We start from the raw sequence: 23,062 nt of genomic DNA, 5'->3' as shown, positions 1-23,062 counted from the left end.
ACGGAATCCCGGCGCCGAGCGACGCGACATGCCGTGTCCAGCCCTCAGAATTGTCTGCGAACAGCCGACGCGCACACGGGCTCGGCGAGCGCATCGCGATCGAGCGGCTCGTCGAGCAACAACGATTGAAGAAAATGATTCGCAGTGCAGGATTGAACGAGATCGTGCCGCACCGGGTGACGAAAAATTCCACATGAAAAACCGGGCAGCAATCCGGCCTGGTCTCGCGACGCGAGCGCGTCGGTACCTCGATGGCATTGGGTCAGACGAATCAGCGACCGTTTCGATCGCTCGCGCGCCTGCAGGATGACCTGCATCAAGATCGATTGCCCGGCACGAGCGAATATCGATGTTCTCGCATGTCGAACTCGACCACGATCGACATGGCCCCGTGCCGTCTGCGTCTTCACGTTCATGATACGGACATCAACATGCCCCTCTTGTTCACGAACACGTCGAATCGCCAGATCATTTCCCGTCCCGAAGCATCGGCACTGCCTGCAGTCGCGCCTCACCTGCATCAGCCGATCGACGCCGATGGCGACCGGCTGCTGAGCCCCCACGAAATCGCGATCCTGATGGTGCTCGCCAGCGAGCCGATGCGCCCGCAGGGCGACCCCGCCGATCTGCGCTGCCTCGTCGATCGCGGTCTCGTTCGGCTGGATGCGGCGCCGCTTGCGGAGGCGGCTGCCCGCCTGTCGGCCGACGGCCGTCAGATGGTGTTGCGGCTCGCCACACGCGATCGCGCCAGACGAGGGCGCAATGTCGACGTCACGACTGCGTGTCGTACGATCGCGGTGGAGGCGTCGGCCGGGATGGTGCACCACGCCGCGCGCTGACCTGTATCAATTCCACGCGGCGCCGCGGGAATTACCGTTGCTTTCATCGATTACGAATCGGAGTCGATGCCGTGACTGGCGACAGCGAGCGGGATCCGTCGATCGACGTGGTGCGCATCGGCGTGGAAGCGCCAGAACGCATCGCGACGTTGACCGGCCAGGTCGGCTCGCCGGGCGAACGGCGGCTTGCCTTCGATGCCGCATGGTCGGCGCCGGGCGTGCGCGACGTGGTCGATCAACTTACCGTTGCATGATGGTTCGGGCGGCGGCGGACATCGATCGATGTTCCGCCTCGCCCCGGCCGGGAGAACGAACATGAATGCCGGGATGCTCTGTACCCGCGATGTTGCCACGTGTTCGGCACAAGCAACCGTCGTCGAGGCGGCGGAAATGATGCGCGACGCGCACGCCGGCGATCTGATCGTCGTGCGCGAACAGGAGGGGCGATGCGTGCCGGTCGGTGTGGTGACCGATCGCGACATCGTGCTGACGGTGGTCAGCCCCGATGCGCAGGCCGGCTCGCTGTTCGTCGGTGACATCATGTCGGCGCCCGTCGCGACCGCGAACGTCGACGACGACATCTGGCTGCTCGCGAAGCGGATGCGTCAGCACGGCGTCCGTCGATTGCCGGTCGTCGGCGGCGACGGCGAACTGGTCGGCATCGTCTCGCTCGACGATCTGCTGCGCGCGGCTGCGGCGCTGCTCGACGAGTTGCGGCTCGTGGCGGCCCGCCAGCCGTATTTCGAGGAGAAGCAGCGTGGCTGATCCGGTCGGTTCCCGCTTCCGTCGCGCCGCGCATGGCGCAGCGGCGGTCTCGATGCCGGTGCGACGCGCCCTCCGGACGCGCGCGAATCCATGACACGCGGCCGGCCTACCGACCCGCGCAACCGGATGCGCCGGTGGCTCGGCGCAATCGGTCTCTGCCTGCTGCTGGCGAGCGCGACGACGTGGCTCGGCGCGATCCACGACCATCCGGTAAGCACCGGTGTCGTGGCCGGCATGACCGCGCCGGAATGCGGGCGCGTGGGTGCCCGGCCGGCCGGATCGATGCTGACGACACCGATCCCCGAACAGGACGTCTGCCTGCCGCTGTTCGTTTATCGCGCGTCGTTTCCGGATGCCGCGAGCGACGTCGCGTCGTACCGCACGTGGATCCTGCAGCAGCGGGTCGGTGAATTCTGGCAATTGTTCGGCTACGTGCTTCTGCTGTGGGCGGCGATCCTGGGCCTCGTCGCCGGCCCGATATGGCTCTTCAGGCGGCGGGCCGGATATCGCCATCGCGGCTCGCGGCGTGGCGCGACCGATGATGGGAGCGCCATGCGCTCGCACGGCGAGGAAAGGGGCAATCATGACGATTTCCGGTGAATTGAACGCGGCGGACTGGACCGTGGCGATCGAAACGGTTGGCGTTGAGACCGGCGGGTACCGCTGCCGTGTCCACGTGACGGTGCGCTCACCCGACTGCAAGTGCGAGCATGTTTTCCCGCATCACCGGGTATTCGCGACCGAGCGCGAGGCCGCGCTGGAGGGGCTGCGCAGCGGGATGACGTGGGTCGAGATGAAGAAATCGGACACGTTCACGTACTGACGGACGGCGTTGTTCACCGTCATCCACGCCGCATGCGAACCGGCGAGCACGGCATGACCTGAAGCCTGCGAATGCCGCGTCGCCGGCGTCCCGCCGGGCCGCGGGCATGCGTTGATCCCGGTCAAAGCTGAGTGGCGCGGCCTCAATACGATGGATCGCATCTCCGCGAAGAATGACGACCATGAACAGGCTCGGACGCGCATGCCGCTTGCTCGTCGTGTGCGCGGCCGCGTGCTGCGTGTCGACGCAGCCCGCACATGCGCAGCATGCGCGCCATGTGCCCCGCCACGATTTCCACGGCCGCGATTTCCACGGCCAGGACTTTCGCCATTTCGCGCCGAGGGAGCGTACGCTATGGCAGCGCGGTCGATGGGTTCAGGACTGGCACGGCGGGCGCTACGCGTGGTGGTGGGTCGTCGACGGCTACTGGTACATCTATCCTGAACCGATGTATCCGTATCCGACCTACATTCCGCCCGCGATCGTCGTTCAGCGGCCGCCACCGACGCCGGCGCGGCTGCCGCCTGCGCGCGCGTGGTACTACTGCAACGACCCGCGCGGATACTATCCGTATGTCGCGTCGTGCAATGGCGTGTGGACCGCGGTTCCGTCGACCCCGGGCCCCGCGCCGCAATGACGGAAGCGACGCTTGTCCGCATCGCAGTGGCCGGCCACAGGCTGCACGAATGCGCGCGAGCGGCGCGGGAGGGCGCATGATGAACGGATCCTGGCCGGACGCTGACGTCGACGACGTGCTGCTGACGGATTGGTATGAACTGACGATGATGCAGGCCGCGTTCGATGCCGGAATGAACGACGTGGCCAGCTTCGAGTTCTTCGTACGGGCGCTGCCCGAGCATCGGGCATTCCTGATGGCGGCGGGACTGGCGCCCGTCCTCGACTATCTGGCGGGCCTGCGCTTTACGGCCGCCGCCCTTGAGCGACTGGCAGCGACCGGGCGCTTGCGCGCCGATTTCCTCGCGTCGCTCGCCGGCTTCCGCTTTACGGGCACCGTCGACGCGATGCCGGAAGGCACGGTGTTTTTCGCCGACGAACCGATCCTGCGGATCACGGCGCCGCTTCGCGAGGCGCAGCTCGTCGAGAGCCGCGTGATGAACCTGCTCCATTACGCGACGCTGGTTGCCAGCAAGGCCGCACGCGTCACGCTCGTCGCGCATGGCCGGTTGCTGGTCGACTTCGGCATGCGGCGCGCGCATGGCTCGGAGGCGGCGATGCTGTCCGCGCGGGCCAGCTACCTGGCGGGATTCTGCGGCACGGCGACGCTGCTCGCGGGGTTGCGCTACGACATTCCCGTGTACGGCACGATGGCGCATTCATACGTCCAGGCGCACGACGACGAAGCGCTCGCGTTCGAGCATTTCGCGCGATCGCAACCGGACAACGCGTTGCTGCTGATCGACACGTACGATACGGAGCACGCGGCACACAAGGTCGTCGAACTGGCGCGGCGGCTTGCGCCCGACAACGTGCGCATCAAGGGCGTCCGGATCGACAGCGGCGATCTGGCGGCGCACGCGCACAACGTGCGCGCGATTCTCGACCACGGCGGCCTGACGGACGCGACGATTTTCGCGAGCGGCAATCTCGACGAATTCCGGCTGCGGGAGCTCGTCCACCAGCATGCGCCGATCGACGGTTTCGGAATCGGCACGCAGATGAGCACGTCGGCGGACGCGCCGTGCCTCGACTGCGCGTACAAGCTCGTCGAGTATGCGGGCCGGGCGCGCTGCAAACGCTCGGAGGGCAAGGCGACGCTGCCCGGCCGCAAGCAGGTGTTTCGGCAATACGGCCCGGACGGACGAATCGCCGCCGACAGCCTCGGACTCGACGGCGAGCATCTCGACGGCACCCCGCTGTTGCAGCCTGTCATGATCGCAGGGGCACGACTCGCGGCTCCCACGCTCGGCGAGAGCCGCATTCACGCAATGCGCGAACTGTCCACGCTGCCCGATCCGATGCAGACGCTGGCGCCCGTCATGCCGCTGCAGCCGGCGATTTCTCCGGCGCTGGCGGCACTCGTCGCGCAGGAGAATGCGAGGCTGGACGCGCACGCGGGGCAGCAAGCGGCATGAACGATGCACGAATCCCGGCCGGCCGCGCGATCACGCTGAGCGACAAGGTGGCGGCGTTGCGCGAGCCTCGTTCGCCGAAGGCGCGACACGACGCGAAGGCAAACAGGCTGAAAGGGAGTCGTTCCGTGGCGTGGCCACCTCGATTCATGCAGCTATCGGGCGTCGCGAATCATGACGCGCTTTGACGTGTTCAACGGCGATGCGGACGGCATCTGTTCGCTTCAGCAGCTCCGGCTCGAGACGCCGGCCGAGTCGGTGCTCGTGACGGGCCCCAAGCGCGACATCGCGCTGCTCGCGCGCGTGCCGGCCGTCGGAGGCGACATCGTCACCGTCCTGGACGTTTCGCTCGACGCGAACCGCGCGGCACTCGATGCGCTGCTGGCGCGCGGGGTCGACGTCGACTATTTCGATCACCACATGCCCGGCGCCGTGCCCGAACATCCGCACCTTCGCGCGCATATCGACACGGCGCCGGACACCTGTACGAGCGTCATCGTCGACCGGTATCTGGCGGGCCGGCAGCGCCTCTGGGCGGTGGTCGGCGCCTATGGCGACAATCTCGTCGGCGTGGCCGGCAGGCTCGCCGCCGCTTGCGGCCTGACGGATGCCGATGCCTACCGGCTGCAGGTGCTCGGCGAATCCGTCAACTACAACGGTTACGGCGATTACCCGGACGATCTCTTCATGGCACCGCTGGCCGTGTATGCGGCGGTGCGGCACTATGCGAACCCGCTCGAGTTCGCGAGGTCGCCCCTCGCGCGGCGGCTCGACGCCAACCGGCGACGCGATATCGCGCGTGCGGAGCGACAGCGCGCGAACATCGCGCTGCCGGGGGCGGACGTCTATATCCTCCCCGACGCGCGCTGGGCGCGTCGCGTGCGCGGCGTTTTCGCGAATCGGCTCGCGCGTGGTGACGCGGCGCGCGCTCACGCGGTGCTGACGTTGTCGCCCTTCGGTGGGTACACCGTCAGCGTTCGCGCGCCCGTCGCCGCACCGTACGGCGCCGATCGTCTTTGTCGCGCATTTCCGGAGGGCGGCGGCCGGGAAGGGGCGGCCGGCATCAACCGGCTCGCGCCGGAGCGCCTCGACGCGTTCGTCGAGGCGCTCGCGAACGCGTACCCCGCCGCGTGAGCCGACGCGGGCGCGCTCGTCGGTGCGGTACGGCGTGGCCGGAACGGGTGTCATCGGGATGCTCCTGAACGGTCGCCGTTGCGCGGCAGGACTCGCTGCAATCGTGGCGCTACGCATTGCAGGGCGGTTGACGCAGGTCAAGCGTGCCGGCCGTCCCGCCCGGGAAGATGAACCGCCATCATCGGCGGGAGAGGCGTCGTGGAGCACCATGCGGAGGTATTGCGGGGCGGGCGCTGGACGTTGCCCGTGCCGGGCTGGCGGGATCTCGCCGCGATGCTGATCGTGGTCGGCTTCCTGTTGCTGGCCGGCATCTCGGCGCACCAGATGGCCGGCCCGCTCGCGGTGGCGCATCCCCCGGCCATTTCGCTGTCGCCCGCGGCGCTGCCCGGCTACACGCTGCGCACCGTCGCGCGTATGTTCGCGGCACTGCTCGCGTCGATCGTCTTCACGTTCGTCTACGCGACCGCGGCGGCGCGCAGCCGTCGCGCCGAGCGCGTGCTGATCCCGCTGCTCGACGTGTTGCAGTCGGTGCCGATCCTCGGCTACCTGTCGTTTACGGTGCTGTTCTTCCTGTCGCTGTTTCCCGGGCGGATCCTCGGCGCCGAGTGCGCGGCGATCTTCGCGATCTTCACCAGCCAGGCCTGGAACATGACGTTCAGCTTCTATCAGGCGCTGCGCACGGTGCCGCTCGATCTCGACGAGGCCAGCCGCAGCTTCCGGCTGTCCGCGTGGCAGCGCTTCTGGCGCCTCGATGTGCCGTTCGCGATGCCGGGGCTCGCCTGGAACGCGATGATGTCGATGTCGGGCGGCTGGTTTTTCGTGGTCGCGTCCGAGGCGATCGCGGTCGGCAACCTGCACGTCGACCTGCCGGGCGTCGGCGCCTACGTCGCGCAGGCGATCGCGAACCGCGACCTCGCTGCCGTGGGCTGGGCGATCGTCGCGATGAGCGTCGCGATCGTCCTGTACGACCAGTTGCTGTTCAGGCCGCTGGTCGCATGGTCGGAACGGTTCCGCTATGGCGATGCCGCGCCCACCGTCGCGTCGCGCAGCTGGATGCTCGACCTGTTCCACCGGTCGCGATGGATCGGCCGTGCGGCCGGCCCGATCCGCGCGGTGCTGCGTCGAGCGGCGCGCGCGCGGCTGCGCGGGTTCATGTCGGGATGGCGCGACCGGGTCGCGCTGCCGCGACACACGGGCGACGTGCTCTGGTTCGCACTGTGCGGCGCGGGATGCGCGTATGCGGCGTACGAACTGTTCCGGCTCGGCCGCGCGACGCTCACCTGGACGGACCTGCGCGTCGTCGCAACCGAAGGCGGGCTCACGTTCGTGCGCGTGACCGTGCTGGTCACGCTCGCGTCGGCGATCTGGGTGCCGATCGGCATCGCGATCGGCCTCCGGCCGCGCGTGGCCGCCCGCATCCAGCCCGTCACGCAGTTTCTCGCCGCGTTTCCGGCCAACCTGCTGTTTCCGGTCGCGGTGTTCGCGATCGTGCGCCTGCGGCTCGAACCCGACATCTGGCTGTGCCCGCTGATGATATTGGGCGCGCAATGGTATGTCCTGTTCAACGTGATCGCCGGTGCGAGCGCGTTCCCGGCCGACCTGCGCGAAGCGGCCGCATGCTTTCGCGTGCGGCCGGCGACCTGGTGGCGACACGTCATGCTGCCGGGCGTGCTGCCGTACTTCGTGACGGGCGCGATTACCGCGTCGGGCGGCGCATGGAACGCGAGCATCGTCGCCGAGGCCGTGAGCTGGGGCAGCACGCGCCTGGATGCCGGCGGACTCGGCGCCTACATCGCGCGGATGACCGACGCCGGCGACTATCCGCGCATCGCGCTCGGCGTCGCCGTGATGTCGCTGCTCGTGATCGCGACCAATCGGCTCGTGTGGCGCCCGATGTACGCGTTCGCCGAGCGCCGCACGCGGCTCGATTGAGCCCTCAACCGATCATTTACTCACGGGAGACCCGTGTGCCGAACCTCAGCGAATACACGGAAGGGCATGTCGCAAGCGCGGCCGCACCGCCTTCGGACCCGGCGGCGGTCGTGCTCGAAATGCGGGCCGTATGCAAATCGTTCACGAAACCGTCCGGCGAGCCGCTGCACGTGCTGGCCGATATCGATCTCGCGCTGCACGAGGGCGAGATCCTCGGGCTACTCGGCCGCTCCGGCTCGGGCAAGTCCACGCTGCTGAGGATCGCCGGCGGGCTCGTCAAGCCGTCGTCCGGCGCGGTGACGTATCGCGGTGCGCCGCTCGCCGGCCCGACCGACGGCATCGCGGTGGTGTTCCAGACCTTCGCGCTGTACCCGTGGCTGACCGTCATCGAGAACGTCGAGCTCGGCCTCGACGCGCTGGGTCTGGCGCCGAGCGACGCACGCGCCCGCGCGGCCGCCGCGATCGAACTGATCGGGCTCGACGGGTTCGAATCGGCGTTTCCCCGCGAGCTGTCGGGCGGGATGCGTCAGCGGGTCGGTTTCGCCCGCGCGCTCGTCAGCGAACCCGTGCTGATGTTGATGGACGAACCGTTCTCGGCGCTCGACGTGCTGACCGCGGAAACGCTGCGCACGGATTTTCTCGACCTGTGGGACGCGCACCAGTTGTCGATCCGGTCGGTGCTGATGGTGACGCACAACATCGAGGAAGCCGTGCTGATGTGCGATCGCATCCTGGTGCTCGGCGCCGGTCCGGCGCACATCGAGGCGACCCTGAGCGTGCCGCTGCCGCGTCCGCGCAGTCGGCACGATCCGGCCGTCCAGGCGATCGTCGGCCGGATCTATGCGACGCTGACCGCACGCATCACCGACGCGGCGGCAGGCCGGGAAGCGACCGGCAGTGCGCTGGCCATGAAACTGCCCGACGTGTCGAGCCACCATCTCGCCGGATTCGTCGACACGCTCGCGGCCGCGCCATACGACGGTCATGCGGAGCTCGGCACGATTGCATCGGCGCTCGCGCTCCGGACCGACGCGCTGTATTCGACGGCGGCCGCGCTTCATCTGCTCGCGTTTGCCGAATGGCACGACCGGAGCATCCGGCTGAGTGCCGCGGGCCACGTGTTCGCGCAAAGCGACGACGATGCCCGGCGGCGTCTGTTTCGCGAGCATGTCGTCCGGTTCGTGCCGCTCGCCGAACATATCGACGAAGTGCTGGGCGAACGCGAAGGGCATCGTGCACCGCGCGCGCGTTTCGAGCTCGAACTCGAGGATCATCTCGATCCGCGCAGCGCGGAGCAGGCGCTGCGGGTCGTGACCGACTGGGGCCGCTACGCGGGACTGTTCGACTACGACGACCATACCCGCACGTTCGGCCGCTGACCATTCGCGGCGCATGTCGATCGCGTGCTTGATCGGCATCAAGCGTCGCGCGGCGGGGCGTGCGACGCTGGACGAACCGTCGACGCAACCGCGTCGATCCGGCAGACACGCTCCGCAACTCGACGTCAATGACCGTTCACGGGAGGACTGACCATGAACTGGCTTTCCGAATACTTCGCCCAGCGCACGAGCCCGCTGTCGCTTTCGCTCTGGGCTCATCCGCCGCTCGCGCTCGGGCCCGACGGCCCGATCTGTCGCGAGCCTTACCGTTTGCCGTACCCGGGGGTGGAACTCGTGTTCACGCCGGCCGAAGCGGTCGAGCGCGGCGGGAAGATCTACACGCTGCCGGCGCGCTATGACTCCAGGGGGCTGCTTGCCGCGCGCAGCACGGCGCACGACGAGGCCGCGTCGTTCTTCCACGAAGTGACGATTTTCGCGCCGTCGCAGTTCAATCGCGACTTCGTCGTGACGGTCAACGGCGAATTCTCCTTCGTGCCGTCGTTCTGGCAGGACGGATCGCCCGGTTTCTCGGGCGTCTGCGTGCCCGCCGCGAGCGGTCGCGCGACAGGCGAGAGAACCGGCCCGCCATGGCTGTTCCAGGGATATCTCAGCATCTAGGGACCGTGCCCGCCATTGGCGGGACCGGGCGTCATGCGCGCTCGTTCGCGCGTTGTCGGCCACGACGGCGAGCAGCAGGTTGACGTGCGTCAACCCTGCCCGGGGCGCCGCGCTTACCCTGAACTCGGGAAACATGCGTCGCCGCAGGGCGGTGCGCATGCGTATCGTCCACGCGAAGGGCAACGGGAGCCTCATCATGCACATCGGAAGAATCAGTACCCAGCCGGTCGAATCGTGCACGGCCGAATGCAGTGCGTTTGAACTCGCCGATCGCATGCGGCACGCGCATGTCGGCGACATCGTCGTGATCGAGTACCGCAACGGCGAAGCCATTCCGATCGGCCTGGTGACCGACCGCGACCTGGTGATCGAGGTCATGGCACGCGGCGACGATCCGGGCGACGTGACGGCCGGCCAGATCATGTCGCGGGGCCTCGTCGTCGTGTCCGACACGGACGAGATCGGCGTCGCGCTCGAGGAGATGCGCCGCTCGGGCATCCGTAGATTGCCGGTCGTCGACGATGCAGGCCGCCTCGCCGGCATCGTGACGCTCGACGATATCGTCGAGCATCTCGCGGGATTGCTCGGCGGCGTCGTGGAAGTCGGCAAGCTGCAGCAGGTCGAGGAGCAGCGTTTCCGCGCGTGACGTTGCGGGGCCGGCGCCCGGCGCGGCCGGCCCGCTTGCCCGAGGCATGCGCCCCGCGCGCTTACGTGCGCAGCGTGGCGAGCAACGGCGCCCAGAACGCGCGGCTTTCGTACGCCGAGGCATCGCAATCGGTGTCGAAACGAATCGCGATCGCCATTTCGGCTTCGGTCAGCGGGTCGGCATGCTCGATCTGTCGGGCCAGGACGGCGGTGTCGGCATCGGAGGCATCGCGTCCGTGTGCCGCCCGGGCCGCGACACGCGCGGCGAGCGTTGGCGGACTCGCGGTGAAATCGAGCATCGCGACGCGCACGCCGAGCCGCGCGGCGAGGGCGATGAACGCCGTCCGGTTGTGCTGGCGCAGGAACGTCGCGTCGACGATCGCCGTGTAGCCGCTGCCGAGAACCACGCGAGCCTCCGAAAGCAGCGTTGCGTAGATCTCGTCGATCGCGGTGTCCGAATAGGCGCCGGGGGACAGGCGGGTGTCGGTCGATGCGCCGGCCAGGCGCTTGCGCTCGACGTCGCTGGACAACCGGATCGCGCCGAGTTGCGCGGCCAGCGCACGGCTGGCCACCGATTTGCCCGACCCGGACACCCCGTGACACAGGAGCAACGCCGGCGGCGCATCGCGTCGTGCATCGGCCATCGCCGACGCAACGCGCAGATAGCCGGCGCGCGCCGCTTCGTCGCCGCGCAGCCGGGCGGTCAGCGCGCGCACCAGCGCACGGTAGACGAAGTAGCACGGCAGCACGCCCAGTGCCGCATGGTCGCCCGTGCGTGCCAGCCAGCCGGAAAGGAGGCGGTGGGCGCAATCCGCGCGTCCGTAAGCGGAGAAATCCATCAGCGCGAACGCGAGATCGCTCGCCACGTCGATCCAGCGCAGCGCGTCGTCGAATTCGATGCAGTCGAACATCAGGATCCGGTTCCGCCAGCGCACGATGTTCTCGAGATGCAGGTCGCCGTGACACGCGCGCACGAAACCGCGCGCATGCCGATCGGCGAACAGCGGTGCGACGCGGGTCAGTTCGGCGTCGTACCACGCGCGCAGCGCGGCTTCGTCCGGCACCGCGACGTCGAGCGTGTCGAGCAACGGCCGGCACTGGGCCGCGACGCTCGCCGCGCTGCCGGGATGGCCGCGCGGCGCCCGGCGCGGCGCGTGCAGATGATGGCGGGCCAGCGTATCGGCGAGGGCATCGGCATCCGCCAGACCGTCGTCGCGCGATGCGCTGCGAACCGACAACATCGCCCGCGCGTCGAACCGGCGCATGCGCACCACGTACTCGCCCGGCGCGGTCTGCTGCCGGCGCCCGCCGGTCGGCACCGGTGCGGCGAACGCGCATCGCCGGCCGTGCGCGACGAGCGGCCAGACACCCAGGTACAACGGGCCGGCGAACGGCCGATTGAGCGTGCACTCCGCGAGCGCGCAGCGGCGCCGCTCTTCAGGCCGCATCAGATCGACGAAGGCGAAGTGCACCGGCTTGATGCGCTTGTACGCATAGCGCCCGGCCAGATAAACGACGGACAGATGGGTTTCGATCCGCTCGATCCGGCCCGCGGGGTGGGGATAGGTGGCGGGGCGGCGCATTGCGCGATCGAATTGCGTCGACTTTCGTCGTGCGTTTCCGCGATGCAGCGCGAACGGGACATGCGGCGCTCGGGACATGATGAACGGATCGGTTATACGGGGCGCGCGTACGAAAGCGTTGCCGCACCCGGCGGGTTGGATTCGAGACGAGCTTGCACGTTCTCGTCTGCCCGATGTCGCCTGATCCGGCTGGCAGGCCGGGAATGGCCGACTCGACGGATCTTATTGCAACCGACCAAGGCGTTTTCCGAGTTGATGCCAGTCAAGCGCGCCGCGCGAGAGGGCGCTTGACGCAGGTCAACCGCATTCGCCGGGGCGGCCATACAGTCGATTGCAGCGTCGGCGCGAAGCCGCGCGTAACCATGTGCGGCATTCACGGCCTGGCGAGGCATTGACGATGAAACAACGGGCGTTGGCGATGAGCGTGCTCCTCGCGCTGGGCGCATGTGCCGGGGCAGAGCGAACCGAGACCTTCAGGGCGATGGAAACACGCCTGCTTGCGATGCGTCAGGCCGCAACGTTGCAGTGTTCGACGCCGTCCGACTGCGACCGGGCGTGGAGCCGCACGCGGCGCTACGTCCAGGATCATTCGTCGACCCGAATCACGCGACTCGGTACGGACCGGATCGAAACGGCGCAGCCGTATCTGGCCGGAGAAGTCTATCTCTGGGCGTCACGCGCGGAATCGGGCGGCGGCGGCTCGGTGATCCGGCTCAAGGCGATGTGCAAGGGCATGTATGACAGCAACGGCGGCCCGGGATGGCAATACGATGTGTGCGCCCGGAAGATCCTCGATATCGAGCAAGGTTTCCGGTCGGACGAGAACCCGCCGAGCTAACGGCGAATGCCGTCAGTTCTCGGCAATGCGGCGTCTCGTTTCCCGGTCGGCCGGATGCCGGCCAACGGCCGCGGTTTCTTCTCGCGCCGGTTTCGTAGCGGCCCCGAACCGTTGACCTCCGTCAACGCCTGCTCGCGGCAAGCACCGATGATGGAAGCGAATCCGAACGCCGCCGGCGCGTCGGTTCATCAGCGAGGTTCGCATGTACACGAATATCATGGTTGCCACGGACGGCAGTCCTTCGGCGAATCGGGCGCTCGACGAAGGTCTCAGGATGGCCAGGTTATGCGGCGCCCGCCTGTTTGCCGTGTTCGTCGTCGACAAATCCACGCTGTTCGTCTACGGCGGCCGCATGGAGCCGGAAGCCTTGCTCGACGAGATCCGGCGCCATGGCGCCGCGATCCTGCGAGACGCCGACCGGACGATCTCGCGCGCGGCCGTCAACGGCGAGACGGAAGTCATCGAGACCGAATTCGGCCAGGACGTCGCGGAGCGCCTGCAGCGCTACGTCGTCGATCATGCGATCGATCTGGCCGTGATCGGCACGCACGGTCGGCGCGGTGTCCGGCGGCTGGTGCTCGGCAGCGTCGCTGAACGCTTCCTTCGCGCATCGAGTTGCCCGGTCCTGCTCGTGCGCGGCGAGGATACCTCACCCGCCACGGTCGCGGTGGCCTAGTGTCGCTGCCGGCCAGTGCGCCATCCGCCCAGGTGATCATCATGCAGATATCGTTTCCTTCCGAACATCCGACGTATTGCGACCTCGATTCCGCGCTGAGCTTTCCGGCGCTCGTCGAAGGGCGCCGCGTGCGCTGCGCGATCACCTCGGCGGCGCTGGAAGATCACTTCCGCGCGGCGTCGCCTCGCGAGCAGGATCTCGTCGCCGCCTTCGCGCGCCATCGGCCCGCCATCGAGCGCGCGGCCCGCTCCCTGCTCGAGGAAATCGGCGGACGGCCGATCCTGCTGCACAGCGGCCATTTCCGGTTCTGTACGTGATCGGCCGCCGCCCTTGACGCGCATCAAGCGCGTGCAGGGGCGTGCGGGTACGCTGGATTCCTAAAGATCATTCGTCCCATGCGCGGCATGTGGTGTCGCGCCATCCGATCTTCATTGCGGCCGATGCTGTCGGGACGAAAGCGCCGGTCGTCTGTCACCGTATGAGGAGTACGAACCATGAGCAACATGACGCGTTACGATCCGTTTTCGATCGAACCCGTATCCGACCTGTTCCAGGGGCTGTTCAGGCCGCTGCGCGGCATGGCGCTGGCAGACGAGCCCAATCTTGCGTCGATGAAGATCGACGTCACCGAAAACGACAAGGCGTACACCGTCAACGCGGAACTGCCGGGCGTCGCAAAGGACGACATCGACGTCCAGGTGACGGGGAACACCGTCTCGATCAACGCGAAGATCGAGCGCAAAAGCGAACAGAAGGACGGCGAGCGCGTGATCCGGCGCGAGCGCTACAGCGGTGCGATCAGCCGCTCGTTCTCGCTGTCCGGCGACATCGACGATGCCAACGCGACGGCGACGTATCAGGATGGCGTGCTGTCGCTGACGCTGCCGAAGAAGGCGCCGGTCGGCCAGAAGAAACTCACGATCAGCTGATCGGACGGCGGGCAACGGGCGATGCAGGCACGCATCGCCCATCGGGAGGATCCGGCGCGCGGAGCGATCCGCGCGCCATGTCGTTGGCGCGATCGAATCTGCGCGTCACGCATGCGATGGCGTACTGCCGGGCCGATAGCCGACCGTCTGCGCGAGGATTGGCAGCTCGTCCTCGTTCAGTCGCAACGCGTCGGCGAGCGTGCGGTGATTGATCCAGCCGCGCACGACCGATCCGAGGCCGGCCGCCGCGCAATACAGCGAAACGTTCTGCGCGATGGCGCCCGCCGCGATCGCCGAGAACACGTCGCGCTGCTGCGGCGGCATGTCGAGTATCGCGGCCGTCCGGACGACGTAGACGAGATCCAGCGGCGCGCGGCCGACGAAATCCTGATAGCCCGTGAGGTTGCGCGCATCGACCGCGTGTTTCAGCACGAGCCGGTGCGCGGACGCATCGTAGCGATAGACGCCGTAGGGCAGCGCGACGTAGATGTCGATTTCATTGAATGCGTGCGCGGACGGCGCCGTCCGGCCGCCGCTCGCCGGACGGTTGATGCCGTCGGCCGCCCACAGCATCGTGCCGAGCGTCATCGGCGGGAGCGGTGTGGCGGCGAATTCGCGGGAGCTCATTCGGGTCGCGAGCGCCGCCATCAGCGGCACGTCGTTGTCGAGCATCGGGCGCGGCAGGTCGACGATCGCCGGCGACTCGCCCTCGGGCGACGCCGGCTGCATCACGGGCGCCGGCGAATAGGTCAACAGCTGCTGTTCGGTCATTCGAGTCTCCTTGAAGCGTGATTGCGCGTGCCGGGAGCGTCGCGCATCGGCGATTTCACGATAAGACGGCCGGTCCGTCGCGGCTTGACTTCCGTCAAGCGGCGCACCGGCCGGCCACGACGTGCGGCGCGCGGCATCCGTTGACCTGCATCAGCGCCCGGCCGCCGCGCGTGTGCAAATCTGGCTATGTGCGGCGGACAGGCACGCCGCGGCTCACAGGAGAGCAGACGATGAAAACCGACAAGCAGTTGAAGCAGGATGTCCAGGACGAACTGGAGTCCGACCCGTCGATCGATTCGACGCGCATCGGCGTCGAGGTGACCGACCGGATCGTGACGCTTTCGGGGCACCCGCCGAGCTACGCGGAGAAGCTGGCGATCGAGCGCGCGGCGAACCGCGTGGCCGGTGTCAAGGCGCTCGTCGTGGACATGACCGTGCATCTGCCGGACGACGACGTGCGCACCGACGAAGACATCGCCAAAGCGGTGCGCTCGGTGCTGCACTGGACGGTCGGGCTGCATGACGACGCGGTCAAGGTGCAGGTCGAACGCGGCTGGATCACGTTGTCCGGCAAGGTCGACTGGGCGTACCAGAGCCACCTGGCCGTGCGCGCGATCTCGCAGATGCGCAGCGTGACCGGCGTGACCGACCACATCGCGGTGCAGGGGACGGTCGGTGCGGACGACATCGGCGGGAACATCAAGCGCGCGATCATGCGTCACGCGGAGCGCGAGGCGAAGCACATCGCGATCGACGTGCACGACGGCACCGTGCGGCTGTCCGGCAAGGTCGGCTCGTTCTCCGAGCGCAAGGCCGTGCGCGGTGCCGCGTGGTCCGCGCGCGGTGTGCGTGCCGTCGTCGACGACCTGGTGGTCGAGTAAGTCCGGCAGCCGGATGGGCAGTCCACGGCGATTCAGGAGGGCAGTCGGATGACACTTTCGGGCGAACTTCACGAAGCGGACTGGTCGGTCGCGATCGAGACGATCGCGGCCGAATCCGGCGGCTTCCACTGCCGGATCCACGTCACGCTCAAATCGCCGGACGGCATTTGCGAGCGGACGTTTTCGCACTGCAGGACGCATGCAACCGAGCGCGAAGCCGCGATCGACGCGCTGCGCGCCGGGATGACGTGGATCGAGATGAAGAAGTCGAATACCTTCACGGTCTGAACCGGTTGACGGGGCAGACCGGCGAAGGCACCGGTCCCGTCGCGATGCGCGGTACGGCGATCCCCGCGCCGATGCGTGCCGCGGTCGTCTACCGCGTCTTGTGCGAGACGCGCCAACGCCGCGCACGCTTTTTCTTGCACGCACGCGCATGTTGTTCCGGCCGCCGGACGTGACGGGCAACCGCGTCGGTCACGGTCGGAAAGAAGCTGGCCGCGCCGAACACGTCGAACAAACCGTAGGCGCGCAGGCGATCCTTCACCGGCCCCTTCATCTCCGCGAAATTCATCGCGATGCCGCGTTCCCCGAGTTCCTCGTGCAGCGCCACGAGCCGATCCGCGGCGCTGACGTCGATGTCGGTGACGGGCTCGGCGGCGACCACGACGCGCGTGACCGGGCCCGCCGCGCGTGCGATCGCGGCGTCCAGATGCTCGCAGAAGATCTCGACGTTCGCGTAGAAGAGCGGCGCGTCCCAGCGAAACAGCACGAGCCCCGGTGTTTGCTCGGCTTCAGGATGCCGCGCGACGTCGTGATAGCCGCGCACGCCCGTCAGCCGGCCCAGCACCGCGTCGTACGGATGCCAGGCCCGCCAGACGAACGACAGCAGCGACAGCGCGCTGGCCAGCAGGATGCCGGGTACGACGCCCATGGCGATCACGCCGGCGAAACACAGCATCGAAATCAGGCATTCGCCGCGGCGCATCCGATATAGCCGCACGACGCCGCGCACGTCGGCGATGCCGAACGCCGCATAGATCACGACAGCGGCCAGTGCCGTGCGCGGGACGAACGTGAGCAGCATCGGCGCGGCAACGAGCAGAATCGCGATGCACGCGGCCGCGACGACATTCGTGACCTGGCTTTGCGCGCCCGCGGCGATCGCGACCGGCGTGCGGGACGCGCTGCTGCTGACCGCGCAGCCCTGCGTCACGCCGGCGAGCAGATTGGCCGCGCCCAGTGCGATCAGTTCCTGGTTGCGGTCCGGCGCGTCGCCCGCCCGTGCGGAAAGCGCGCGCGACAGCATGCTGATGTCGGCGAACGACACCAGCGCCACCGCGATCGCGCCGGATGCGAGTGCACCCACGTCGGCCAGCGAGACGGCCGGCAGGCGCGGGACAGGCAAGCCGGCCGGCAACGCGCCGACCGTCGCGACGCCGTGCAACGGCGACAGGCGAGCGACGAGCGTGGCCGCCAGCACGGCGATCAATATCGCGGGCCAGCGCGGCGTCACGCGTTTGATCAGGAATATGGACGCCAGCACCGCGACGCCGAGCAGACCGGCCGAGAGGGAAAAACGGCCGTCGACGAAGGCATGCGCGATGCGCGTCACGCTGGAAAACACGTCGTTGCCCGACACCGGCATGCCGAACAGTTCGGGCAGCCGACCGACCACGAGCGCGATGGCGATGCCGTTCAGGTAACCGTACTGGATCGGGCGCGACAGCAAATCGGTGACGAAGCCGAGGCCAAGCGCGCCGAGCAGGATGCAGATCGCGCCGGCGGACAGCGCCAGCGCGCCGGAAAGCGCGATTGCGCGCTGCGGATCATGGGCGGCGAGCGGGGCGATGGCGCCCGCGATCAGGGCAGCCAGCGCGGAATCCGGGCCGAGAACGAGGATCCGGCTCGGGCCGAGCAGCGCATAGGCGAGCAATGCAGCGATCGACGCATAGAGGCCCGTGATGGCGGGCAGTCCGGCTGCCTGCGCATAACTCATGCCGACTGGCACCAGGACGGCGGAAAGCGCGAGCCCCGCGTAGAGGTCGCGAGAAAGCCACGCGTGCCGATAGTGCGTGAGCAGCGCGACGCCCGGGAGCATGCGGACGATCCGTCCGGATAGCGGGCGGTTCATCGCGGCTTCATCGCTGAAAGGTCGGGACGAAAGGGTTGCCCTGTCCCGACAGGCGGGCGTTCATCGGAATGTGGCCACCCCCGCATGGATGCGCGAAACCGCGCAGCGACAGGGGCCGTCGCGCCGGCGACGGCTACCGAGGCTCGACGCCACCACGCCAGGCATCACGCGACCTTGACCGTGGAAAGCTGCAACGCCTGCGCGAAGCGGGCCAGCGTGGCGATCGATCCGGTCACGCTTTCGTACCGCTCGCGCCCGATCTGCCCGTCGAGTATCACCAGCATGCCGGCGTCTCGGGCGAGCGCGACGAGTGCCACCGTGTCGAGCGCGGCGGGGTCGGACGTGTCGGATGTGGCGGCCCGCATCCCCGAATCGGAACGATAGTCGGCGTGTGACATGACGTCTCTCCTGGTTGTTGTGCGATCGGTGTGCCGGTGGGCCGGTATCCGTGATTCCAGTATCGTTGCCGCGCGCCCCCGATTCAATCAGCCGGTCCCGAAGTCGCGGTAGGAATCGCGCCCGCTTCGTCGGCGGATTCCTACACCGTGCGTGGCTTTGCCGGCGTCTTGCAGCGCGCCGGCGCGCGTTCCCGGCGCCGCGCGTACCAGCTTCCGATCGCGTGCCAGATCGCCGCGGCCGATTCGCAATACGTGAACAGTTCCAGATCGCGGCGGTCGATCATCCCTTCGTCCGCGAGAAACGCCAGGTCGACCGCGCGGCGCCAGTACGCCTCGCCGACGAGGATGACCGGCAGCGGTGCGATCTTGCGCGTTTGCAGCAGGGTCAGCACCTCGAACAACTCGTCGAACGTGCCGTAGCCGCCGGGGAAGAAGACGGCCGCTTTCGCGCGTTCGAGCAGATGCAGCTTGCGGATCGCGAAATAGTGGAACCGGAAGTGGAGATCCGGCGTGATGTACGGATTCGGCGCCTGTTCGCGCGGCAACTCGATATTGAAGCCGATGCTCGGGGCGCCGCGCTCGTAGGCGCCGCGGTTGGCGGCTTCCATGATGCCGGGGCCGCCGCCGGTGACGATAGCGAGCCGCGCGGTGCGTGTGCACCGGTCGGCATGGGCGACGATGCGGCCGAACTCGCGCGCGACGCGGTAATACACGCTGTATTCGACGAGCCGGCTGGCGATCGTGACGGCGCGCCGACGGCTCGGGTCGTACGGACGCTCCGCGAGCAGGCGATTGGCCTCATCCAGCCGCGCGTTGGCGACCGATGGCGCGACGATACGCGTGCTGCCGTAGATCACGACCGCGTGGCCGATCCGTTCGTTCTGCAGGCGCTCCTCGGCTTTCCAGTAATCGAATTGCAGCCGGATGCCGCGCATGCCGGAACCCCGCAGAAGGGCCGCATCGTCGTCGGCCGGGGGGCGGTTCGGGCTTTGGGTGACGCGCCGCGCACGGCGCGGGATGGCCTTGACGCCGTCCTGGCGGATGATGGCATCGGGCCGCGCGCGCAGCCGTTTGCCGCGCGCCTTCGCGATCGTCGCGACGGGGGCGGGACGGCGGCGTGCGGCGCCTTTTGCCGTGCCGGCGGAAGCGCGTTTGACGGGTGTCGACATCAATGGAAGCGCCGCGCGACGGTCACTGGCTCAACACCCATTGCACGAGCAGATGCGCGTCGTCGCGAGACAGCGGCCCGCCGCGATCGATGGCCGACGGCATCGGCGTGTCGCCCCAATGCACACGGCCGCCGACGCGCAGCTTGCGTTCCAGCTCCGCGGCGGCATGCGGATCGCCGCGATAGCGTTCGGCGATCTCGTGAAACGACGGCCCGAGGAACGTCATGTCCGGCGTATGACAGAACATGCAGTGCTGCGCGTTGACGAGTTCGGTCGGCTCGGGCACGGTCGTCTGCGCGGCGGCCGTGCCGGCTGCCAGCGCAATCGCGCAGAGGGCGGCGCAACGCATGATGCTCATGTTCGTTTCCTTGTCGAGATCAGGAGAAGGAGACCACTTCGTCGAGCGGGCGACGCGGCGAATGCGGCGTATGCGGACCGCGCCCGACGCGCAGCAGCAACTGCGGCTCGCCGCGCAGCCCGATCATGTGGCGCAAATGCGCACGCAACCCGGCCGTCTCGATCGGCTGGTTCAGGTACGACGCGGTATAGCCCGCGCGCGTCGCGACGAGCAGGATGCGCTCCAGCGCCTGGCCGGCGGCGAGCCACGCTTCGCGATCGTCGCGCACGGTCGCGATGCACACGATCAACGGCGATGCGCCGACGAGCTGGTGATGCAGCGCGGCCAGCCCGTTGCCCAGATCGAAGGTCCGTACCGCCATCGTCACGACGGGCGCGGCGAAGTCCAGCAACGTCGGCACGCCGGCCGCGAAGGCGGGCATGCCGTCGACATGCCGGCGCGGATCGATCCAGCTCGCCAGCTCGCGCCGGAAGCGCGGGTCCGAGAACTGCTGGCGGTCGGCCTCGGCGACCAGCTCCGCGACACGTGCGCGATGCGCGATCGAGTCGACGCACGCGACGTCGGCGCCTTCCGCGACGCCGGCCGCGATCAGTTCATGCTGGATTTCGTCGGGCACGGCCGTCGATTCGAACGGGGCGCGCGTCGTGACGCGATCCGGAATCGCATCGAACAGCGCGCCGAGCGACGCATCGGAATAGCCGTCGTCGCAGACCCGGACCGTCGCAAGGAGATCGGGGTCGACTTCGGAAGGAAACGTGCTGATCGTGTGGGCCAGCCCGGCGTGATCGAGCGCGACGCGCAGGTTGAGCAACGCCGCGCCGCAGCTGATGATCAGTTCGCGATCGAACGGATCGACCACGGGCAACGCGCGAACGCGGTCCGCGCACACGGAAATCGTTGCGCCGTTGACCAGGAAGCGCCACGGCTGGGAATTGTGGCTGGACGGAGCCAGCACCGCATAGCCCAGCAACTCCCTCAACTGCTGGTCGGGATGGGCGCTTGCGGCAAGCGGGGGAACGGATATCATCGATCATCTCCAGGTTGCCGCGCGGGCGGCGTCTCGCCACTTCATCGTGTCAGCAACCGTCCGGCGGCCGTTGACGCACGTCAAGCGCCCGTCATCGGGCCAACCGCGGGCGGGGCCGGGCGACTAGCCTTGGAAGCGAAGCGCGCGACACCCGTCGCGCAGGGAGACGAGCATGCTTGCGATGATGTTTGACGGCACGACACCGCAATTGCGCGAAGCCCGCGTGCCGGATCCGTCGCCCGCGGCGGGCCAGCTGCTGATCGACGTACACGCATGCGGCGTATGCCGGACCGATCTGCACGTCGTCGACGGCGAGCTCGCGCACCCGAAGCTGCCGCTGATTCCAGGGCACGAAATCGTCGGAACGGTGCGCCGGCTGGGCGAAGGCGTGACGGGCTTCGCCGTGGGCGATCGGGTGGGCGTCCCCTGGTTGGGCTCGACGTGCGGGCATTGCGCGTACTGCGCGTCCGGCCGCGAGAATCTGTGCGACAGCCCCGGATTCACCGGCTATACGATCGACGGCGGCTACGCCGAGTGCGCGGTCGCCGATCACCGCTATTGCGTGCATCTGCCGCAACGCTATTCCGATCTGGAGGCCGCGCCGCTCCTGTGCGCCGGCCTGATCGGCTATCGAACCTTGCGCATGGCGGGCGACGCGCGCCGCATCGGCATCTACGGTTTCGGCGCGGCGGCCCATCTCGTCGCGCAGGTCGCGCATTTCGAAGGACGCAAGGTGTTCGCGCTGACGAAGCCCGGCGACACGGCGGCGCAGCAGCTCGCGCTATCGCTGGGCGCCGCGTGGGCCGGCGGCAGCGACGAAGCACCGCCGGAGCCGCTCGATGCCGCGCTGATTTTCGCGCCGGTGGGCGCACTGGTGCCGGCCGCGCTGCGTGCGGTCGACAAAGGCGGGATCGTCGTGTGCGGCGGCATTCACATGAGCGACATCCCGGGCTTTCCGTACGCGTGGTTGTGGGGCGAGCGCCGCATCGCGTCGGTGGCCAACCTGACGCGTGCGGACGCGGTCGAATTCATGCGGATCGCCGCCGCGACGCCGCTGCGGGTCGAGGCGGTGCGCTACGCGCTGACTGATGCGAACCGCGCACTCGACGACCTGCGCGGCGGGCGCATATCGGGCGCCGCCGTGCTGGGCATGCGCGGTTGATCCGCTCGACGGCTTCGCGGCGCGCTCAGATCTGCCGCAGGCCGTCCGAATCGACGATCCGGATCTGCTTGCCCTGCGCCGCGACGAGCCCCTTGTGCTGGAACTTCGACAGCATGCGGCTGACCGTTTCGAGCTTCATGCCGAGATATTCGCCGATCTCGTCGCGCGTCATCCGCAGCACGAATTCCGCGGCCGAGTAGCCGCGCGCCTTGAAGCGGGCGGAAAGATTCAGCAGGAACGCGGCCACGCGCTGCTCGGCGCTCATCGTGCCGAGCAGCAGCATCTGCGAGGATTCGCGCACGATCTCGCCGCCCATCATCTGATACACGTGATGCTGCATCGGCCGCACTTCGCGGCACATCTGCTCGAGCTGGCCGAACGGGATGATGCAGACCGTGCTGTCCTCGAGCGCGATCGCGTCGCCGTTGTGGTGCCCGGTGTGCACGCCGTCGAGGCCGAGCGATTCGCCGACGATCTGGAAGCCGGTGATCTGCTCGTCGCCGTCGCGATGCATCACGATGGTCTTGAACGATCCGGTTCTCACTGCATAGATGCTGTTGAATGCGTCGCCCGCCCGAAACAGCGTTTCGCCGCGCCGGACGTGGCGCGTCGTGCAGATCATCGCGTCGACGCGCGCGAAATCCTCGGGGGAAAGATCGGACGGCATGCAGACGGTACGCAATGCGCAGGTCGAACAGCGGGACGCGGCGCGCTTGGGCTGATCCGTCGGTTCGACGGGATGCAGCGGGATGAACGGGCGTAACGGCATGGTCGTCGAGACTTCGGCACTGCTGTGCATGATCGGCTCCAGTTCGGGGGCAGCTGCGGTTCGCCGTCGGGCGCGGGCGCGCTGACCGTTGTACCGGCGGCCTTGGTGTCTGCCGCCTTCCTGTCGGGAAAGCCCCACCGGA

The 23,062-nt window shown here is 68.3% G+C and carries 28 protein-coding genes; 19 read left to right on the top strand and 9 right to left on the bottom strand.

The genetic code is table 11. The features are described from left to right. Positions 1 to 44: 44 nt before the first annotated feature. A complete protein-coding gene (locus tag ACV22V_RS10110; RefSeq protein WP_448013712.1) occupies positions 45 to 416 on the bottom strand; it encodes a hypothetical protein in 372 nt (123 codons plus the stop codon). Positions 417 to 431: 15 nt separating this feature from the next. Here ACV22V_RS10110 and ACV22V_RS10105 point away from each other — a divergent pair, with 15 nt between their 5' ends. The 12 genes from ACV22V_RS10105 to ACV22V_RS10050 all read left to right on the top strand — a co-directional run bounded on the left by ACV22V_RS10105 (position 432) and on the right by ACV22V_RS10050 (position 10,226). Then, positions 432 to 839 (top strand): hypothetical protein, encoded by a 408-nt coding sequence (locus ACV22V_RS10105; RefSeq protein ID WP_448013711.1) that lies wholly within the window; start codon positions 432 to 434, stop codon positions 837 to 839. 71 nt (positions 840 to 910) lie between these two features. Further along, a complete protein-coding gene (locus ACV22V_RS10100) occupies positions 911 to 1,093 on the top strand; it encodes a BON domain-containing protein (protein ID WP_448013710.1) in 183 nt (60 codons plus the stop codon). Between the two features lie 61 nt (positions 1,094 to 1,154). Then, positions 1,155 to 1,604 carry a CBS domain-containing protein gene (locus ACV22V_RS10095; protein ID WP_059542085.1) on the top strand — a complete coding sequence of 150 codons (450 nt, stop codon included), beginning with the start codon at positions 1,155 to 1,157 and terminating at the stop codon, positions 1,602 to 1,604. A 90-nt stretch (positions 1,605 to 1,694) separates the two neighbouring features. Beyond that, entirely contained in the window at positions 1,695 to 2,204 is a 510-nt protein-coding gene (locus tag ACV22V_RS10090; RefSeq protein WP_448013709.1) for a hypothetical protein, read from the top strand. Beyond that, positions 2,188 to 2,427, top strand: coding sequence for a hypothetical protein (locus tag ACV22V_RS10085; RefSeq protein WP_448013708.1), 240 nt, complete (start codon positions 2,188 to 2,190; stop codon positions 2,425 to 2,427). Before ACV22V_RS10090 ends, ACV22V_RS10085 begins: the two co-directional genes overlap by 17 nt. Positions 2,428 to 2,608: 181 nt before the next feature. Further along, positions 2,609 to 3,064: a hypothetical protein gene (locus ACV22V_RS10080; RefSeq protein WP_448013707.1), complete on the top strand. Its 456-nt coding sequence runs from the start codon at positions 2,609 to 2,611 to the stop codon at positions 3,062 to 3,064. Between the two features lie 79 nt (positions 3,065 to 3,143). After that, positions 3,144 to 4,520: a nicotinate phosphoribosyltransferase gene (locus ACV22V_RS10075; RefSeq protein WP_448013907.1), complete on the top strand. Its 1,377-nt coding sequence runs from the start codon at positions 3,144 to 3,146 to the stop codon at positions 4,518 to 4,520. A gap of 171 nt (positions 4,521 to 4,691) precedes the next feature. Continuing rightward, entirely contained in the window at positions 4,692 to 5,651 is a 960-nt protein-coding gene (locus ACV22V_RS10070) for an acetyltransferase (protein ID WP_448013706.1), read from the top strand. 198 nt (positions 5,652 to 5,849) lie between these two features. Further along, positions 5,850 to 7,583 (top strand): ABC transporter permease, encoded by a 1,734-nt coding sequence (locus tag ACV22V_RS10065; protein ID WP_448013705.1) that lies wholly within the window; start codon positions 5,850 to 5,852, stop codon positions 7,581 to 7,583. Between the two features lie 119 nt (positions 7,584 to 7,702). Continuing rightward, complete coding sequence (locus ACV22V_RS10060) at positions 7,703 to 8,962, top strand: ABC transporter ATP-binding protein (protein ID WP_059452514.1); 1,260 nt, start codon at positions 7,703 to 7,705, stop codon at positions 8,960 to 8,962. Positions 8,963 to 9,115: 153 nt separating this feature from the next. Beyond that, positions 9,116 to 9,580 carry a hypothetical protein gene (locus ACV22V_RS10055; protein ID WP_059452427.1) on the top strand — a complete coding sequence of 155 codons (465 nt, stop codon included), beginning with the start codon at positions 9,116 to 9,118 and terminating at the stop codon, positions 9,578 to 9,580. 196 nt (positions 9,581 to 9,776) lie between these two features. Next, positions 9,777 to 10,226, top strand: a complete 450-nt coding sequence (locus ACV22V_RS10050) for a CBS domain-containing protein (protein WP_059452515.1) — start codon at positions 9,777 to 9,779, stop codon at positions 10,224 to 10,226. Between the two features lie 61 nt (positions 10,227 to 10,287). Here the strand turns inward: ACV22V_RS10050 and ACV22V_RS10045 are convergent, their stop codons facing one another. Then, positions 10,288 to 11,886 carry a bifunctional aminoglycoside phosphotransferase/ATP-binding protein gene (locus tag ACV22V_RS10045; protein ID WP_448013704.1) on the bottom strand — a complete coding sequence of 533 codons (1,599 nt, stop codon included), beginning with the start codon at positions 11,884 to 11,886 and terminating at the stop codon, positions 10,288 to 10,290. A gap of 319 nt (positions 11,887 to 12,205) precedes the next feature. On the opposite strand from ACV22V_RS10045, the gene ACV22V_RS10040 reads away from it, so the two are divergent. The 4 genes from ACV22V_RS10040 to ACV22V_RS10025 all read left to right on the top strand — a co-directional run bounded on the left by ACV22V_RS10040 (position 12,206) and on the right by ACV22V_RS10025 (position 14,251). Continuing rightward, positions 12,206 to 12,646 carry a hypothetical protein gene (locus ACV22V_RS10040; RefSeq protein WP_059701027.1) on the top strand — a complete coding sequence of 147 codons (441 nt, stop codon included), beginning with the start codon at positions 12,206 to 12,208 and terminating at the stop codon, positions 12,644 to 12,646. A 202-nt stretch (positions 12,647 to 12,848) separates the two neighbouring features. Continuing rightward, on the top strand, positions 12,849 to 13,322 hold the full coding sequence (locus ACV22V_RS10035) for a universal stress protein (protein WP_059536668.1): 474 nt from the start codon (positions 12,849 to 12,851) through the stop codon (positions 13,320 to 13,322). A 41-nt stretch (positions 13,323 to 13,363) separates the two neighbouring features. Then, a complete protein-coding gene (locus tag ACV22V_RS10030; RefSeq protein WP_448013703.1) occupies positions 13,364 to 13,639 on the top strand; it encodes a DUF1488 domain-containing protein in 276 nt (91 codons plus the stop codon). A 177-nt stretch (positions 13,640 to 13,816) separates the two neighbouring features. Next, positions 13,817 to 14,251: an Hsp20/alpha crystallin family protein gene (locus ACV22V_RS10025; RefSeq protein ID WP_223960479.1), complete on the top strand. Its 435-nt coding sequence runs from the start codon at positions 13,817 to 13,819 to the stop codon at positions 14,249 to 14,251. Positions 14,252 to 14,356: 105 nt separating this feature from the next. On the opposite strand, the gene ACV22V_RS10020 is transcribed toward ACV22V_RS10025, so the two are convergent. Continuing rightward, positions 14,357 to 15,022 (bottom strand): nitroreductase family protein, encoded by a 666-nt coding sequence (locus ACV22V_RS10020; protein ID WP_448013702.1) that lies wholly within the window; start codon positions 15,020 to 15,022, stop codon positions 14,357 to 14,359. 230 nt (positions 15,023 to 15,252) lie between these two features. On the opposite strand from ACV22V_RS10020, the gene ACV22V_RS10015 reads away from it, so the two are divergent. Together ACV22V_RS10015 and ACV22V_RS10010 are read left to right on the top strand one after the other, a co-directional pair. After that, the gene (locus tag ACV22V_RS10015) at positions 15,253 to 15,903 is read left to right on the top strand and encodes a BON domain-containing protein (RefSeq protein WP_059452433.1); all 651 of its coding nucleotides are present in this window, start codon (positions 15,253 to 15,255) and stop codon (positions 15,901 to 15,903) included. A 48-nt stretch (positions 15,904 to 15,951) separates the two neighbouring features. Further along, a complete protein-coding gene (locus tag ACV22V_RS10010) occupies positions 15,952 to 16,191 on the top strand; it encodes a hypothetical protein (RefSeq protein ID WP_059536661.1) in 240 nt (79 codons plus the stop codon). A gap of 88 nt (positions 16,192 to 16,279) precedes the next feature. Here the strand turns inward: ACV22V_RS10010 and ACV22V_RS10005 are convergent, their stop codons facing one another. The 5 genes from ACV22V_RS10005 to ACV22V_RS09985 form a co-directional block, all read right to left on the bottom strand. After that, positions 16,280 to 18,037 carry a SulP family inorganic anion transporter gene (locus ACV22V_RS10005; RefSeq protein ID WP_059536658.1) on the bottom strand — a complete coding sequence of 586 codons (1,758 nt, stop codon included), beginning with the start codon at positions 18,035 to 18,037 and terminating at the stop codon, positions 16,280 to 16,282. Positions 18,038 to 18,201: 164 nt separating this feature from the next. Continuing rightward, positions 18,202 to 18,435: a hypothetical protein gene (locus tag ACV22V_RS10000; protein ID WP_059536654.1), complete on the bottom strand. Its 234-nt coding sequence runs from the start codon at positions 18,433 to 18,435 to the stop codon at positions 18,202 to 18,204. Between the two features lie 140 nt (positions 18,436 to 18,575). Further along, the gene (locus ACV22V_RS09995; protein ID WP_448013701.1) at positions 18,576 to 19,604 is read right to left on the bottom strand and encodes an LOG family protein; all 1,029 of its coding nucleotides are present in this window, start codon (positions 19,602 to 19,604) and stop codon (positions 18,576 to 18,578) included. A 22-nt stretch (positions 19,605 to 19,626) separates the two neighbouring features. Further along, positions 19,627 to 19,962: a c-type cytochrome gene (locus ACV22V_RS09990; protein WP_448013700.1), complete on the bottom strand. Its 336-nt coding sequence runs from the start codon at positions 19,960 to 19,962 to the stop codon at positions 19,627 to 19,629. A gap of 19 nt (positions 19,963 to 19,981) precedes the next feature. Next, complete coding sequence (locus tag ACV22V_RS09985; protein ID WP_448013699.1) at positions 19,982 to 20,989, bottom strand: Acg family FMN-binding oxidoreductase; 1,008 nt, start codon at positions 20,987 to 20,989, stop codon at positions 19,982 to 19,984. Positions 20,990 to 21,161: 172 nt separating this feature from the next. Between ACV22V_RS09985 and ACV22V_RS09980 the strand changes: the two genes are divergently transcribed. Continuing rightward, positions 21,162 to 22,151 (top strand): zinc-dependent alcohol dehydrogenase family protein, encoded by a 990-nt coding sequence (locus ACV22V_RS09980; RefSeq protein WP_059452440.1) that lies wholly within the window; start codon positions 21,162 to 21,164, stop codon positions 22,149 to 22,151. A 25-nt stretch (positions 22,152 to 22,176) separates the two neighbouring features. Here ACV22V_RS09980 and fnr read toward each other — a convergent pair whose 3' ends face one another. Beyond that, positions 22,177 to 22,950 (bottom strand): fumarate/nitrate reduction transcriptional regulator Fnr, encoded by a 774-nt coding sequence (gene fnr, locus ACV22V_RS09975; protein WP_223960486.1) that lies wholly within the window; start codon positions 22,948 to 22,950, stop codon positions 22,177 to 22,179. Positions 22,951 to 23,062 lie beyond the last annotated feature (112 nt).

The organism is Burkholderia sp. AW33-5, assembly GCF_053427615.1.
This window is presented reverse-complemented; position numbering and strand designations above follow the sequence as displayed.

Bases quoted from the DNA above. Each gene is read 5' to 3' on its own strand.
- ACV22V_RS10110 (WP_448013712.1), bottom strand. From the start codon at position 416: ATGAACGTGAAGACGCAGACGGCACGGGGCCATGTCGATCGTGGTCGA.
- ACV22V_RS10105 (WP_448013711.1), top strand. From the start codon at position 432: ATGCCCCTCTTGTTCACGAACACGTCGAATCGCCAGATCATTTCCCGT.
- ACV22V_RS10095 (WP_059542085.1), top strand. From the start codon at position 1,155: ATGAATGCCGGGATGCTCTGTACCCGCGATGTTGCCACGTGTTCGGCA.
- ACV22V_RS10090 (WP_448013709.1), top strand. From the start codon at position 1,695: ATGACACGCGGCCGGCCTACCGACCCGCGCAACCGGATGCGCCGGTGG.
- ACV22V_RS10085 (WP_448013708.1), top strand. From the start codon at position 2,188: ATGACGATTTCCGGTGAATTGAACGCGGCGGACTGGACCGTGGCGATC.
- ACV22V_RS10080 (WP_448013707.1), top strand. From the start codon at position 2,609: ATGAACAGGCTCGGACGCGCATGCCGCTTGCTCGTCGTGTGCGCGGCC.
- ACV22V_RS10075 (WP_448013907.1), top strand. From the start codon at position 3,144: ATGAACGGATCCTGGCCGGACGCTGACGTCGACGACGTGCTGCTGACG.
- ACV22V_RS10070 (WP_448013706.1), top strand. From the start codon at position 4,692: ATGACGCGCTTTGACGTGTTCAACGGCGATGCGGACGGCATCTGTTCG.
- ACV22V_RS10060 (WP_059452514.1), top strand. From the start codon at position 7,703: ATGCGGGCCGTATGCAAATCGTTCACGAAACCGTCCGGCGAGCCGCTG.
- ACV22V_RS10055 (WP_059452427.1), top strand. From the start codon at position 9,116: ATGAACTGGCTTTCCGAATACTTCGCCCAGCGCACGAGCCCGCTGTCG.
- ACV22V_RS10050 (WP_059452515.1), top strand. From the start codon at position 9,777: ATGCACATCGGAAGAATCAGTACCCAGCCGGTCGAATCGTGCACGGCC.
- ACV22V_RS10045 (WP_448013704.1), bottom strand. From the start codon at position 11,886: ATGTCCCGAGCGCCGCATGTCCCGTTCGCGCTGCATCGCGGAAACGCA.
- ACV22V_RS10040 (WP_059701027.1), top strand. From the start codon at position 12,206: ATGAAACAACGGGCGTTGGCGATGAGCGTGCTCCTCGCGCTGGGCGCA.
- ACV22V_RS10035 (WP_059536668.1), top strand. From the start codon at position 12,849: ATGTACACGAATATCATGGTTGCCACGGACGGCAGTCCTTCGGCGAAT.
- ACV22V_RS10030 (WP_448013703.1), top strand. From the start codon at position 13,364: ATGCAGATATCGTTTCCTTCCGAACATCCGACGTATTGCGACCTCGAT.
- ACV22V_RS10025 (WP_223960479.1), top strand. From the start codon at position 13,817: ATGAGCAACATGACGCGTTACGATCCGTTTTCGATCGAACCCGTATCC.
- ACV22V_RS10020 (WP_448013702.1), bottom strand. From the start codon at position 15,022: ATGACCGAACAGCAGCTGTTGACCTATTCGCCGGCGCCCGTGATGCAG.
- ACV22V_RS10015 (WP_059452433.1), top strand. From the start codon at position 15,253: ATGAAAACCGACAAGCAGTTGAAGCAGGATGTCCAGGACGAACTGGAG.
- ACV22V_RS10010 (WP_059536661.1), top strand. From the start codon at position 15,952: ATGACACTTTCGGGCGAACTTCACGAAGCGGACTGGTCGGTCGCGATC.
- ACV22V_RS10005 (WP_059536658.1), bottom strand. From the start codon at position 18,037: ATGAACCGCCCGCTATCCGGACGGATCGTCCGCATGCTCCCGGGCGTC.
- ACV22V_RS10000 (WP_059536654.1), bottom strand. From the start codon at position 18,435: ATGTCACACGCCGACTATCGTTCCGATTCGGGGATGCGGGCCGCCACA.
- ACV22V_RS09995 (WP_448013701.1), bottom strand. From the start codon at position 19,604: ATGTCGACACCCGTCAAACGCGCTTCCGCCGGCACGGCAAAAGGCGCC.
- ACV22V_RS09990 (WP_448013700.1), bottom strand. From the start codon at position 19,962: ATGAGCATCATGCGTTGCGCCGCCCTCTGCGCGATTGCGCTGGCAGCC.
- ACV22V_RS09985 (WP_448013699.1), bottom strand. From the start codon at position 20,989: ATGATATCCGTTCCCCCGCTTGCCGCAAGCGCCCATCCCGACCAGCAG.
- ACV22V_RS09980 (WP_059452440.1), top strand. From the start codon at position 21,162: ATGCTTGCGATGATGTTTGACGGCACGACACCGCAATTGCGCGAAGCC.
- fnr (WP_223960486.1), bottom strand. From the start codon at position 22,950: ATGCACAGCAGTGCCGAAGTCTCGACGACCATGCCGTTACGCCCGTTC.